Below are 14465 nucleotides of genomic sequence, written 5' to 3' on the forward strand. Positions count from 1 at the left end.
TCTGTGCAGCAACAGGACAACAACGCTTTACTGGATACGCTGAACAAATACGCCCAACAATTTAACAACATGGTTCACGAAGTATTGAATCGAAAATCAAGCAGTGAAGACACCGCCGCCATGTTTGACCCACAAAAGCTACAATCGTTATTACAAGGGAAAGTGGAGGTTGATACCGCTAAATTAGTTGAACAACAAATAGAGTTTATGCGCCAGCAAACCGAGTTGTGGCAAGAGGCAACAAAGGCCATGTTGGGTGAAAAAGCCCATGTGGTAGCAAGCGAAGAACGCGCTGATCGGCGTTTTAGTCACACCGACTGGCATGATAACCCCGTTTTTAGTTACCTCAAGCAAGCCTATTTAATTAACTCTAAAATGCTGCAAGGCATGTTAGACACCATGACGTTTAACGACCCTAAAGCGGAAGAACAAGTTAAGTTCTATACTCGGCAATACATCAACTCAGTGTCCCCCACTAACTATTTGTTTTCCAACCCTGAAGTGTGTGAAGAGATCCTCAAAACCAATGGCCAAAATATGATTAAAGGCATTGAGAACTTCATGCGCGACCTTGAACAAAGCCCATTAGAAGCGTTTAAGATCACACAAACCGACATGCACGCTTTTAAAGTAGGGGACAATCTGGCGACCACTGAAGGCGAAGTGATATACCAAAATCCACTTATCCAGCTCATTCATTACAAGCCCAAAACGGCACAAACCTACACCACTCCCCTCTTGTTTGTACCGCCGTTTATCAACAAGTATTACATTCTCGATTTGGATGAAACCAAGTCGATGGTGGCCGGTTTGCTAGAAGCAGGTCACAGTGTATTCATGATTTCATGGGTTAACCCAGACAAAGCCCTAGCCGATCACGATTTTGTGAGTTACATGAAACACGGGCCAATTGCGGCGATGGATGTAGTATGTGAAATCACCAAGCAACAACAACTCAACATGGTCGGCTTTTGCGTTGGTGGCACTTTATTATCAATGACCGCTGCATTTTTAAGGGCACAGGGCGACACCCGCATTCAGTCACTGACCTTACTAACCACCTTACTCGATTTTAGTGAACCCGGTGAAATTGGTAATTATTTATCTGAACAAGCGTTACCTATTATGGAACAAAATGCCGATATTAAAGGCATTTACGATGGGCGCATATTAGGCCTCAGTTTCAGCTTACTGCGTGAGAACAATTTGTTTTGGTCGTATTTCATCAACAACTATCTCAAGGGAAAAGACCCAGCCCCTTTCGATATTTTATTCTGGAACAGTGACGCGACCAATATTACTGCCGCTTGTTTTAAGCAATATGTACGCACAACCTATTGGGAAGACAAGCTAAAAACACCGGGCGCTGTTGAAATAGACGGCGTGCCCGTTGATCTTGGGAACATCGACATGCCGGTTTATTTCCTGTCGACCTTAGCTGATCACATCGTGCTGTGGCAGGGCGCATACAAGGGTACAAGGCTTGTCTCAGGAGACACCCGTTTTGTTTTGGCGGGGTCGGGGCATTTAGCTGGCGTGATTAACCCAACCAAAACCGGTAAATATCCACACTGGATTAATCAAGACTTACCCGAAAAAGCCAGTGATTGGTTTGAGGGCGCAGCAAAACACGAAGGTTCGTGGTGGCCTGATTGGCACGCATGGCTTGCGTCACATAACGGCGACCAACAAAAAGCCATTCAACCGGGAAAAAACAAACATTACCCGATACTGGAAGCCGCCCCCGGCAGTTATGTAAAAAAGCGATTAGATCACTAAGGCCCTCGTTTTACCAGATCACGTTACATCCAAGCCATGTTGGTCAACAACCAGCATGACTTGGCCTTTTCCTTATTCATGAAAATGCGTTACCCTCAAACAAGAGTCACAACCTTTCATTACCTTGGCGCGTTTGAATGATTACGATAAAGAAATACCCCAATAGACGTTTATACGACACTTCACGTAGCCAATACGTCAACTTGGATTACATCAAAACTCTCATTCAAGAACGGCAAGAGTTTGCTGTGGTCGACTCTAAAACCAACGAAGACATCACCAAAACCATCTTGTTACAGATCATTTCAGAATCAGAAACCAATGATCATCAGTCACTGTTAACCAACTCTCTGCTAAAACAACTCATTCGCTTTTACGACAGTGATATGCAAGTTTTTGTGCGCCAGTACTTAGAGCAAAGCTTGTTGAGCTTTATCGAGCAGCAAGACCAATTCCAAAGTATGATGAAGAATATGGTCGACACTAGCCCACTCGGGATGTTCAGCAAGATGATGGAACAAAACCTGGATGCATGGCAAAAGGCCAACAAACCTAAATCTAACAAATAGCTTTGCTGCAAAGCAACATAAAACTCTATATTGCTATACAAAATCGTTCTAACCATCCTGCTGCAATGCAGCAAAATCAACTTGACCAATAGTTGATCGATTGTCTATTATCTAACCAATATTTTGTTGCAGTGCAGCAAAACACGATAACACGTTGGGAGAAAGATATGTTTGGCAAGTTTTCAGAGCAACTGAAAAAATCAACTAAGCCCGTCAATTCGTTCCTTGCGCTTAACGCCAAGACGTTAGAAGACCTGTCTCAGCATCAGACAGAGCTTTTTACCGGTATGTTAAGTGACAGCGTGAAGTATTTAGAAAGCGTGTCTGTGCAAACCGAAATGAAAGGCATTGTCGCTGCCAATTCAGCTTATGCTGAGTCGATGCGAGAGCGCTTCGCAAGCGCTTCAAAAGAAGCATACAGCACCTTGAGTGAGATGCAGACCAAGATGACCGATGTGGTTAAAGGCTCATTTGACTCAGCCACCAATGAGGTAGCTGAAGAGGTTAAGGCGGTAACCAAGCCAGTAGCCAAAGCAACAAAAGCAGCACCAAAGGTTGTGAAGAAAGCAGCCGCACCGGCAGCAAAAACAGCTGAAAAGACCGTTGAAGCCGTGAAAGAAGTGGCGACTGAAACAAAAGAAGTCGCTAAAGCGCCTACTGAAGCAGCCCCTAAGCCTACGGCAACGCCGAAGAAAACCACCACTCGTACCCGTAAAACAACAACGGCAGCCAAAAAAGCGCCGGCGAAGTCAACCACAACTAGTTCGAAATCAACCAGCTAACTTACTCTTTAAGGAGAGCCATTATGTTTGAACAAATGAGCGAACAATTTCAAAGCGCGATGAAGCCTGTGACTGATTTGGCAACATTGAACATGAATACCATGCAAGACCTTGCCGAGAAACAAAATTCACTGTTCTCTACATTGATGTCTGACGGTATGTCTTTTATGGAAAAAGCGGCCCAGCAAAAAGACATCATGAGTCTTGCTGAAGCACAAAAAGCTTACTTTGAAGGCATGCAAGAAACCGTTACAGACGCGGCGAAAACATCGTACGGCATTATTACCGAAGCACAAACTAAAGCCGGTGAAATGCTAAAAGGTTTGAGCGAAGAATACACATCGAAATTCGCAGCTGCTGCTAAATAAATCAGCAAGTTAAGGATAACAAGGGGCTGTAAGGAAACTTATGGCCCCTTCTTTTTGACTGTAGCCCCCTGTACAAAAGGGAACCTACGGCCATTAACGCAGTCTTAACATTGCTCGAAGTCCAGTTCTTGAGGAGTGACCGTATGAATTATCAAGCTTATGATTACATGGCCCGCAGTGCACATTTTATGCACGAAGGATTTAGTTTGCTCAATGACATAGCGAGTCATCCTTCTAACCCCTTCTCTCATACCTTACCCGGAAGAGTCACGCGCGCTTCACTCGAAACTGCGATGCGCTTAACGCAGCGCTACGAGAAATTGGGCTTTGATATTGACGAGATCACCATCGAAGGTAAGCGCCATAGCGTGAAAGAAGAAGTCGCCATGGCTAAGCCATTTTGCGATCTCATTCATTTCAATCGTATTGGCAAAAAAGACAACCATAAAGTGTTATTAGTGGCGCCCTTGTCAGGCCATCACGCTACCTTGTTAAAGGGCACCGTAGAAGCTTTGCTGCCTGATCACGAGGTGTATATTACTGACTGGGCTGATGCCCGTGATGTGCCCTTAGATGCCGGCCCCTTTTCATTCGATTGTTACGTCTCATATTTAATTGAGTTTCTTGAGTACCTTGGTCCAGACACCCATATGATTGCGATTTGCCAGCCAACGGTACAAGCCTTAATTGCGACTGCAGTAATGGCTGAGCAAAAACATTCATGCACGCCTAAGTCACTAACATTGATGGCAGGGCCTTTGGACACCTCAAAAAACCCGAGTCGAGTAAACGAGTTTGCTCACAAGCACCCAATGTCTTGGTTCAGAAATGTAGCGATCATGCGGGTGCCGCGTGGTTACCCCGGAGAGGGGCGACGCGTTTACCCAGGCTTTATGCAGCTCGGTGGCTTTATAAGTATGAACCACAAAAGCCACATGAAGAAATACGTAAACTTTTATCAAAACTTGGTTTATGGCGAAGAGGAAGATGCCGACCGTTTTCGCGCGTTCTACGACGAATACCTCGCCGTGCTAGATATGCCTGCCGAGTTTTATCTCGAAACCATTGAGCGGGTGTTTAAAAACAACGAAGTGGCCCGTGGCGCGATAACCTATCAGGGTGAGCCTGTTAATTTTGAAGCCATTGATCACACGCCCTTACTGACGGTAGAAGGCGCTGATGATGACATTTGTGGTTTAGGCCAAACTCAAGCGGCGCAAACCATTTGCAAGAATATCCCTGATTCGATGCGCAAACATCATATTCAACAGGGGGCGGGGCATTATGGCATATTTAGTGGCTCGAAATTCCGCCAACATATTCGCCCGTTAATTAGCGACTTTATTCATAAATACGCCTGATCCGACTCCCGTTCGGTCAAGAAAACAGGTAGCATGGACGCTACTCTAAAATAGCAGGACTGACTTATGCGTTGTTTTTTCCGTCTTCCTTCTCGTGCCCGACTTCAAGTTTTCTCGGCTCTCTTTATTTTCCCTGTAACCGCCCTTGCTAACACCGCAGATTTCGAGGCGTGTAAGAGTGAGCTACAGCAAAAAGCGATTTCCTCGGGTGTCAGCAAAGCCACCGCAGAACAATTAATTCCAGCGCTTAAACAACAAAATCGCGTACTTGAGCTAGATAAGAGTCAACCTGAGTTTGTACAAACATTCCCTGATTATTTTTCCAAACGCGTTAACCAATGGCGAATCGATAAAGGCCGAGCCATGGCGGTTAAACACAGAGATTTTCTCAAAGCGCTAAACGATAAGTACGGTGTTCCTGCTCATTATTTACTGGCTTTTTGGGGATTAGAAACCAACTTTGGCGGGTATAAAGGTAAAATGCCAGTATTAGATTCATTGGCAACGCTCGCCTGTGATCCCCGCAGAAGCCAGTATTTTACCCAAGAGTTAATCACCGCACTCAAAATCGTAGAGCGAGAGTCTCTGGACCCAGCCATCATGGTGGGGTCATGGGCTGGTGCGATGGGGCACACACAGTTTATGCCATCGGCCTACGCAAACTACGCGGTAGACGGAGATAAAGACGGTCAAATTAACCTATGGGAAAGTGAGCAAGACGCCTTAGCCTCAGCCGCTAACTTCCTCGCCAATTTAGGTTGGCAACCGGGTTTTCGCTGGGGACGAGAAATTACTCTACCAACCAATTTCAATTACACATTATCGGGCTATAGTCAGCGCCGCTCACTCACAGAGTGGGAAACGTTAGGCATTACTAAATCGGATGGCTCTAAGCTGGGTCAATCAGATCTCAGTGCCTATATCGTGATCCCTGCGGGCCATGAGGGGCCAGCTTTTCTGGTTTATAGTAATTTTAGAGTGATCATGCGGTGGAATAATTCTGAATTCTACGCCATTGCCGTAGGTCGACTTGCTGATCGTATTGCAGGGGCGGGGAAGTTGAGCGCTCCCTTACCAAACTTACCTAAATACACCAGGCAAGATATTGTACAGTTACAACAACAACTCAATGAGCATGGCCACGACGTTGGTAAACCAGACGGTATTATTGGCCCTGCAACGCGCGCTGGTATTCGCGCCTTTCAGCAAGAAAGAAACATGATCGCCGACGGTTTTCCTTCACTTGCCGTTATGCAAGCTATTGGGGTGCCATTAGCGGTTACCAGTTAACCTAATGCCATTGTTAGATTAACGTTGGATAAGGGCGCGCCTATTCGTGTCTCTTATCCAAAATAACTGGCCCAGGGCCCTTTTCAGAGAGCGTGTCTTCAGGGTTATATAAAGGGCAGCTTTTCAAAGAAAGGCACCCGCAGCCAATACACCCCGTCAACAAGTTTCGCAGTCTTGTTAAGCTCTCAATACGCTGATCGAGTTGGCCCTGCCATTTTATCGCCAACTGTTGCCATGCTTCATTATCAGGTGCACTAAACTGAGGCAAATCAACAAAGGCCGCCTGAATCTCCTGCAATGAAATACCCATTTTCTGAGCCGCTTTAATCAATGACACTCTGCGTAAGGTATCGCGCCCGTATCGCCGCTGATTACCGTTGTTTCGCGAACTAAAAATAAGTTGTTGTCGTTCATAGAAGTGCAAAGTAGACACTTTTACCCCACAGCGCTTCGCAACTTGCCCTACCGATAAATTTTCCATTTTTTTTAAATAAGCCCTTTACCTCAACATATGTTGAGGTTTTAGCATACCCATACATTGATGAATTAACCACCAAAAAGAGGAACGAAAATGAATACAATGACTATGCGAAACACCATGCTAATGAGTAAACAAGAGAATGTTCCGGAAAGGGAAGTAATAAGGAAACGGAGAAAGTTTTGGCAACAGTGTTGGCGCTACTTTAATGGCGCTATGGCAAACAAATGAAAACGAAGAAAGAAAACAAAGCAGAAACGGCACTACTTTAACGTGAGTAACAACCTGTGCCGTTTCGCTACAACGCAATAGCGTTTAATACATGTGTTGACCACCATTGATCGACAGCGTAGAACCTGTAATAAAGCCTGAGTCATCACTCACAAGGAACAGCACACCTTTAGCAATGTCTTCTGGTTTACCCAATCGACCTACCGGAATTTTAGCAATAATTTTTTGTAGTACTTCTTCTGGCACTGCTCGCACCATTTCAGTGTCGACGTATCCGGGTGCAATCGCATTAACCGTAATCCCTTTACCCGCTCCTTCCTGAGCTAGCGCTTTGGTAAACCCATGAATGCCAGACTTCGCAGCAGCGTAATTGACCTGCCCATATTGACCCGCCTGTCCGTTAATAGAACCAATGTTTACAATACGTCCAAAACTTCGCGCGCGCATACCGTCAATCACAGAACGGCATGTGTTAAAGCATGATGCGAGGTTTGTTTGAATTACTGCATCCCATTGGTCAAATGACATTTTATGCATGGTACCGTCGCGGGTTATACCAGCATTGTTGACCAAAATATCAATATGGCCAAAGTCACTTTCAATTTGCGAGATCGCTTGTTGAGTTTTTTCAAAATCTCCCACGTCGAATTTATAGGCCGGAATACCAGTGCGCTCTGTAAACGCCTTAGCTTTTTCCTCATTCCCTCCGTAATTGGCAACGACTGTATACCCAGCGTCCTTCAGCGTCGTACAGATTGCTTCACCAATGCCGCGTGTACCTCCAGTTACCAGTGCCACTTTGCTCATGCTGTTGTCCTCTATTTTGTCATGCTCACGTTTTAGTCAATCCTATACCGCTTATATAAAGCATAGATGACAAAATCGAGAACTGACCAATAAAAAACCAAAACTTTTAAACAACTAAGATTTTATTTATCAATTAATAAATTTTATTTAAGACGAAAAAAACACAAGTAAAGTAATATTTACGGAAGCATGAAATAAAAACAAACGATTGAATTATATAAATATAATTCAAAGAAAAGATGAATTTCAGGAAATCTAAATATGATTGGAAAACGTTTTCAAAAAACCTAATTTAACCTTTTATTTACAATAAGTCGAACGCAAGTATAATTATCAACCACACATAAAGCTAACTCATATTTCGTTTAGTTTTAGTCGTTGGTTTTGCCGTTGCGGGGTCGTCGGGCCAAAAATGTTTGGGGTAACGCCCTTTCATTTCCTTTTGTACCTCTTTGTATGTGCCCGACCAGAAACGGCCTAAATCCTGTGTTAACTGAATGGGCCTGCCCGCAGGAGAAAGCAACGCTATTGTGACCGTTACCTTGCCGTCAGCAATACGAATAGGTTCACTCAGGCCATACATTTCTGGCAGTTTGACCGGCAATAGCACGTCGCCATTTTCTTTGTACTCCAACCCGCGTACTTGCCCACTCGGCACCGACATACTAGTAGGTAAAAATTGATTCAATGCATCTTGCTGTGGCCATGACAGTGCTTGTTGCCAATGATGCGCCCAATTCAGTTTGGTAAGGTCGCTGAGCGTTTTACACTGTGCTAATGATGCCATGACACAATCCACCAGCCAGGCTGTGTCTTCAGTACAATTGGGCCATGGTTCTGCCACATCAAAAGCTTGTGGTTGACGCAATGCGTTGTCTTTTGCCAACGCCACTCTACACAACCATTGATGGGCTTTTTCATCTAATGGCCACTCTGTCAGGGGTTGGGCCAACAACCATTCACGCCACGCCTGCGCCCATGCTGATTTTGCGACCTTAGGCGTGGGTTCACTAGACAGCGTAATATGCCCGAACCGATACCCAGTGCGCGCTTCCATTCGCGCATTAGCTTTGTTAAAGGCTACCCAGTCTTGCTGATGAAAAGCCTTGGAAAACCATTGGCGAAGTGTCGCTTCTTCAATTGGCTCAGCATTAAATATTTGCAGTTCACTGTGTTTAACTTGGCCATTAGCAATACAAACCCAAGTTAGCTTGCTGGTGTCTAATGTGTCCCAGGTTGCACCTCGACCAGCCGCTAGCTTAAATTGGGTTTGCTGTTTTTTGGCAATAAAGTCAGGATTGGCCAACGCTAAACACAGTGCAATATCATCCGATATAAGCGTATCTACATCGCTCAACTTTACTTGGCATTGCAAGGTGGTAGCAAAGCGTTTGGCTTGCTGCAACAAACGCTTTTTGGATAATTCCGGCAACGTGCGTAACACATCACTCACAAAGCCTGATGCCCGAGGCAAGTCTTCTAAATACGCCGCAACCCAAGCAGCGGTGACATGTAATGGCTGCTCATCACGCTCTTTCACTCGTTCCAACAACGCCGCAATTCTCGGGTGACATGGGTAGTTAGCCAATGCTTTACCACGTGCAAGTAGCTTTCCTGTGTCGTCTATTGCTTGAAGAGAAAGTAAAGTATCAAATGCGTGATTTTGCTGAGCATGCGAAGGCTGATCAATTAACGCTAGCGCATTAATAGTTGTGCCCCATTGCAAAGTATCAAGTAACAGGGGCGTAATATCCTCACGTAGGATTTGCGGCGTAGCGGTTTTGGCTAACCGGCCTTGTTGCTCTCTCGGCCACAGGCGGTAGCACACCCCCGCTTGAACACGGCCAGCGCGCCCTTGTCTTTGAATAGCTGAAGCTTGCGAGATCATTTGAAGGGTTAATTCATTCACACCGGTGGCCAAATGAAATTGGGCTGCTTGTTCACGCCCTGAATCGATGACCACGGTAATACCTTCAATGGTCAAACTCGTTTCTGCAATATTGGTAGCGAGTATTATTTTTCTCCGGCCAGCTGGCGCAGGTTGAATAGCTGCCAATTGGTCGTCAGTACTCAGTGCCCCATACAATAAATGTACATCCGCAGCATGTGACGTCAGTCGACCGTATTCTTGCAGCATACGCTCACACTGTAATATCCACTTTGCGCCAGGCAGAAAAACCAGTAGATCGCCCACGTGATTATCGAGGGCTTGATGAATAGTCTGCACAGTAGTTTGTGACAACTTTTCTGGCGAAGTTTGCCCACCATAATGCGTTTCTACTTCGAACATTCGCCCCTGACTTTCAAGCACCGGCGCATCAGGTAATAGCCTTTGCACACTTTGCACATCGAGCGTTGCCGACATCACGACTAGGCGTAAATCGTCTCGCAAACCTTGCTGGATTTCGATAGCGAGTGCCAAACCGAAATCGGCATGGATACTGCGTTCGTGAAACTCATCAAACACTACAACGGCAACCCCTTCCAACTCAGGATCGTGTTGCATCATACGCGTGAGTATTCCCTCAGTGATCACTTCTAATCGCGTATCGGCGCTGACCTTAGTGTCGCCTTTGATGCGATACCCAATGGTTTCTCCTACCTGCTCTCCTAGTTGTTTAGCCAAAAAATGAGCCAGATTTCGCACTACTACGCGGCGAGGTTGCATCAGGAGTATTTTGCCGTTTGAAATAGTGCGCAACAGATGCAAAGGTAACTGCGTTGATTTGCCCGCACCGGGGGGCGCACATACAATCGCATTTCCTGCTTGTAACGCATGACTTAAGTCTGGAAAAATATGCTGTACAGGAAACACTGGGTCACTCATTATTGCCACTCTCTTTGCCGTTGAAGCAACACTGAAAAGGAGCCTCGTTCAACATGCGCAGTTTTATTGGATTAGATTTATCAGCGCAGGAAAAACTTGCACTTGATGATTGGCGCACTCAGGCAATGCCTGATTATGGGGTAGCGCCAGTAAAGTCGCGCAATCATAGCAAGCAAGCCCAAGGCCCAGCAACGCCACAATGTGTGCCAGTGGCTAACTTTCATATGACTTTATGTTTTTTAGGTCATATCACAGAGATACAACACGAAGCCTTGCTCGACGCTTTAGATACAATTAACTTACCACCGTTTTCGCTGACCCTCGATGGGTTTGGCGCGTGGAGTGGCCCCAAAATTCAATTTGCTGCACCATTAACAATTCCAGAACCTTTGTCACTGCTTGCCTCGGCCTGTCGTAAAGCGGCGAGAGAGGCGCACATACAAGTAGAGAACCGCGAATACAAACCTCATGTTACTGTGTTGAGAAAGGCAAATAATTCAACGCCCCTGCCCATAATTGCTCCCAAGGTCGCATGTACTTTTAATGCCTTTCACTTGTTCGAGTCGGTATCGGGTAAATCAGGCGTGCAATACCCCATACGTCAGAGTTGGTCACTCGACGCAGGAAGCAGTATCCGCGAGCGATTGCGGCAAGGTATTTTGTAGATTTTCGCCATTTTCCTGGCTAAGACCTAACTTTTTACACTTACTTATGCTGGATCAGGCTTTACATAGTCGAGTAGGCTGGGTAAAAAGAATGCATTATTTATTCAGCGTTTCGTACTTTTCATAAAATGCAGCAAACTTATCGCCTTGTTATCGACTGTCCAGACCAAATTGGTTTGGTTGCCAGTGTTTCTCAATTTCTCGCTTCTCATGGCGCCACTATCGTTGAAGCCAATCATCACACAGACCTACAAACCGGTCGTTTTTTCATGCGTCACGAAATTGGGGCAGACTCGATCAACTTGAGCTACGACGATTTTGTTAAAGAATTCACACCCATTGCCAATGAATACCAAATGCAATGGAAGCTAACCAATTCACAAAACAAACAGCGCGTGGCTTTATTAGCGAGTTTGGAATCTCATTGTTTAGTTGATTTGCTACACCGCTGGCACACTGGCGAATTGAATTGTGACATTCCGTGTATTATTGCCAACCACCCGCAAATGAAACAATTTGCCGATTGGTATAAAGTGCCATTTCACTGGGTCGACTTTAAAGCGCTTGGCAAAGAAAAAGCCTTTGCCCAAATTGCCACCTTACTTGAAGAGTACAAGATTGATTTAACCGTGCTCGCACGCTTTATGCAGATTTTACCAGACACCTTATGCTCGCAATTAGCTGGGCGCGCCATTAATATTCACCATAGTTTCTTACCCTCTTTTGCTGGCGCGAAACCTTATCAGCAAGCTTACGATCGCGGCGTGAAACTCATTGGCGCAACATGTCACTATGTGACAAAAGACCTAGATGAAGGCCCGATTATCGAGCAAAGCGTCAAGCGTATTAGCCACAGCGACAGCGCTGCCGATATGGTTCGCAAAGGTAAAGATTGTGAAGTAACCGCCTTAGCCCACGGTGTGCGTAATCACCTTGAAGACCGCGTGATTATTCATCACAACAAAACCGTGGTATTCGCGTAAGCCCTTCCACATGGGTTGTACACATGATGTGCAACCTAAACCTCACGACCAATGGCCTTTGCCCTTTACAAAGGCCAAGTTAGCATGTGAAGCTTGAGGGTGCAGGTTGCACTCTTGCGCAACATAACGAATCCGACAGGAAATAACATGCTAACAATAAAACACACTCTTACCGCAGCCGCGGTTGTGCTCGCATTGAGCGCTTGTTCAGAGAGCAAACAAGAAACTACCCAAGTTGATACTACCGCCACCACAGCACCGCAATACGACAATGTGCTTATGCAAGATTACAGCGGCCCCTACGGCGGCGTACCTGCATTTGATAAAATGGATCTGGCCGACTTAAAACCTGCGCTAGAACAAGCCATGGCATTAAATTTGGCGGAAGTAGAAGCCATTGCTAATAACCCAGAACCTCCGACGTTTGCCAATACTATTGTCGCAATGGAAAAAGCAGGCGATGCCTTAGGTAACGTATTCACCTACTACGGTATTTGGCGTTCAAATAAATCAAGCGCGGAATTCCGTGACATTCAAAAAGAAATGTCACCCAAGTTATCTGCATTTTCGAGTAAGATTACTCAGAACGACAAGCTATTCCAACGGGTGAAAGCCGTTTACGAGAGTGATGAGCTTGCAACCCTCACACCAGAAGAACAACGTATTACTTGGCTTACCTACAACAGCTTTGCACGCAATGGCGCAACCTTAGATGCGGAAGCGAAAAAACGCTATGCCGCCATTAACCAAGAGCTAGCCAAGCTACAGACTGCGTTTTCAACTAACGTATTGGCTGACGAAGAAAACTATGTCACTTATATCAGCAAAGATCAGCTAGACGGCTTGCCTGAGTCATTTGTAAAAGCGGCGGCGGCTGCCGCAAAAGAACGTGGTCACGAAGGCGAATATGCGATTACTAACACCCGTTCTTCAATGGACCCTTTCCTAACGTATTCAACCAATCGTGAGTTACGTGAAACTGTGTGGCGCACCTACTACAACCGCGGTGACAACGGTGACGAGTTTGATAACAACGAGATTATTAAACAAATTCTCAAGCTACGTGACGAGCGTGTTGAATTACTTGGCTACGAGAATTACTCACAGTGGCGTTTAGAAGATCGCATGGCGAAAAACCCCGAAAACGCGATGGATCTTATGATGAAAGTCTGGCCTGCTGCTGTAGCCCGTGTTCACGAAGAAGTGGCAGATATGCAAGCCATTGCTGATGAAGAAGGCGCAGACATCACGATTGCACCTTGGGATTACCGCTTTTACGCCGAGAAGGTACGTCAGGCTAAGTACGATCTAGATTCAAACGAAGTGAAGCAATACCTTCAGCTCGACAAGTTAAGAGAAGCTATGTTCTATGTGGCAGGTCGCTTGTTCAACTTTAACTTTACGCCTGTTGAAGAAGGCAAAGTGCCCGTATTCCACCCTGATGTAAAGGTATGGGAAGTGACCGACAAAGACTCTGGCGAACACATTGGTTTGTGGTACCTCGACCCCTTCGCACGCAAAGGCAAACGTTCTGGTGCGTGGGCAACTACCTACCGCAGCTATACCACTTTTGATGGTAAGAAAACCGTATTAGCATCGAACAACTCTAACTTCGTAAAAGGTGCCGATGGCGAACCATCGTTGGTGTCTTGGGATGACGCCGAGACCTTTTTCCACGAATTTGGCCATGCTCTACACTTCTTATCAGCCAAAGTCGCGTACCCAACGTCGCACTCAGGTGTACGTGATTACACTGAGTTCCAGTCTCAGCTACTAGAGCGCTGGTTAACCACTGATGAAGTGATTGATAATTACTTAGTGAATGCCAAAACGGGGGAGCCTATCCCTGACAGCTTGGTTGAAAAAATCAATAAAGCGTCGACCTTCAACGAAGGCTTCAAAACCACAGAGTACATGGCGTCGGCCATTATGGACTTGCTGTATCATACAACCGATCCAGACACTATTGACCCCGACAAATTTGAACGTGAGCAATTAGCGGCCATCGGTATGCCAGAAGAAATTGTGATGCGCCACCGCAGCACGCAATTTGGCCATGTGTTCTCAAGTGAGGGCTATGCCTCAGGCTATTATGGTTATATGTGGGCGGAAGTGCTCACCGCTGATGCCGCTGAAGCTTTTGCAGAAGCACCTGGGGGTTTCTATGATGAAGAAATGGCGGGTAAGCTAGTGAAGTACTTATTCTCAGTACGCAATGCCATGGACCCAGCAGAAGCCTACCGCAAGTTCCGTGGGCGTGACGCAAACGTCGAAGCACTAATGCGTGATCGTGGCTTCCCAGTACCAAAGAAAGACTAAAGTTCT

At 45.8% G+C, this 14465-nt stretch carries 12 protein-coding genes; 9 read left to right on the top strand and 3 right to left on the bottom strand.

The features are described 5' to 3' along the window. The first annotated feature begins 3 nt into the window (after positions 1–3). The 6 genes from ACXAH6_RS03115 (at position 4) to ACXAH6_RS03140 (ending at position 6149) form a co-directional block, all read left to right on the top strand. The gene (locus ACXAH6_RS03115) at positions 4–1779 is read left to right on the top strand and encodes a PHA/PHB synthase family protein (RefSeq protein WP_474875173.1); all 1776 of its coding nucleotides are present in this window, start codon (positions 4–6) and stop codon (positions 1777–1779) included. A gap of 137 nt (positions 1780–1916) precedes the next feature. Continuing rightward, the gene (gene phaR / locus ACXAH6_RS03120; protein WP_474875174.1) at positions 1917–2348 is read left to right on the top strand and encodes a polyhydroxyalkanoate synthesis repressor PhaR; all 432 of its coding nucleotides are present in this window, start codon (positions 1917–1919) and stop codon (positions 2346–2348) included. Between the two features lie 167 nt (positions 2349–2515). After that, positions 2516–3130 carry a phasin family protein gene (locus tag ACXAH6_RS03125; RefSeq protein WP_474875175.1) on the top strand — a complete coding sequence of 205 codons (615 nt, stop codon included), beginning with the start codon at positions 2516–2518 and terminating at the stop codon, positions 3128–3130. Between the two features lie 23 nt (positions 3131–3153). Next, complete coding sequence (locus ACXAH6_RS03130) at positions 3154–3498, top strand: phasin family protein (RefSeq protein WP_474875176.1); 345 nt, start codon at positions 3154–3156, stop codon at positions 3496–3498. A gap of 143 nt (positions 3499–3641) precedes the next feature. After that, a complete protein-coding gene (locus tag ACXAH6_RS03135) occupies positions 3642–4859 on the top strand; it encodes a polyhydroxyalkanoate depolymerase (RefSeq protein WP_474875177.1) in 1218 nt (405 codons plus the stop codon). Positions 4860–4925: 66 nt separating this feature from the next. Further along, entirely contained in the window at positions 4926–6149 is a 1224-nt protein-coding gene (locus ACXAH6_RS03140; RefSeq protein ID WP_474875178.1) for a lytic murein transglycosylase, read from the top strand. 40 nt (positions 6150–6189) lie between these two features. On the opposite strand, the gene soxR is transcribed toward ACXAH6_RS03140, so the two are convergent. The 3 genes from soxR to hrpB form a co-directional block, all read right to left on the bottom strand. Further along, on the bottom strand, positions 6190–6630 hold the full coding sequence (soxR, locus tag ACXAH6_RS03145; protein ID WP_474875179.1) for a redox-sensitive transcriptional activator SoxR: 441 nt from the start codon (positions 6628–6630) through the stop codon (positions 6190–6192). Between the two features lie 312 nt (positions 6631–6942). Continuing rightward, complete coding sequence (phbB, locus tag ACXAH6_RS03150; RefSeq protein WP_474875180.1) at positions 6943–7665, bottom strand: acetoacetyl-CoA reductase; 723 nt, start codon at positions 7663–7665, stop codon at positions 6943–6945. A gap of 349 nt (positions 7666–8014) precedes the next feature. Continuing rightward, positions 8015–10492, bottom strand: a complete 2478-nt coding sequence (hrpB, locus tag ACXAH6_RS03155; protein WP_474875181.1) for an ATP-dependent helicase HrpB — start codon at positions 10490–10492, stop codon at positions 8015–8017. Between the two features lie 53 nt (positions 10493–10545). On the opposite strand from hrpB, the gene thpR reads away from it, so the two are divergent. From thpR to ACXAH6_RS03170, 3 genes are all read left to right on the top strand, one after another. Next, positions 10546–11157, top strand: coding sequence for an RNA 2',3'-cyclic phosphodiesterase (gene thpR, locus ACXAH6_RS03160; RefSeq protein ID WP_474875182.1), 612 nt, complete (start codon positions 10546–10548; stop codon positions 11155–11157). A 128-nt stretch (positions 11158–11285) separates the two neighbouring features. Further along, positions 11286–12140, top strand: a complete 855-nt coding sequence (gene purU / locus ACXAH6_RS03165; RefSeq protein ID WP_474875183.1) for a formyltetrahydrofolate deformylase — start codon at positions 11286–11288, stop codon at positions 12138–12140. A gap of 147 nt (positions 12141–12287) precedes the next feature. After that, on the top strand, positions 12288–14459 hold the full coding sequence (locus ACXAH6_RS03170) for a M3 family metallopeptidase (RefSeq protein ID WP_474875184.1): 2172 nt from the start codon (positions 12288–12290) through the stop codon (positions 14457–14459). The last annotated feature ends 6 nt before the right edge of the window (positions 14460–14465 follow it).

It is taken from the genome of Alteromonas sp. ABE4_545, assembly GCF_056161325.1.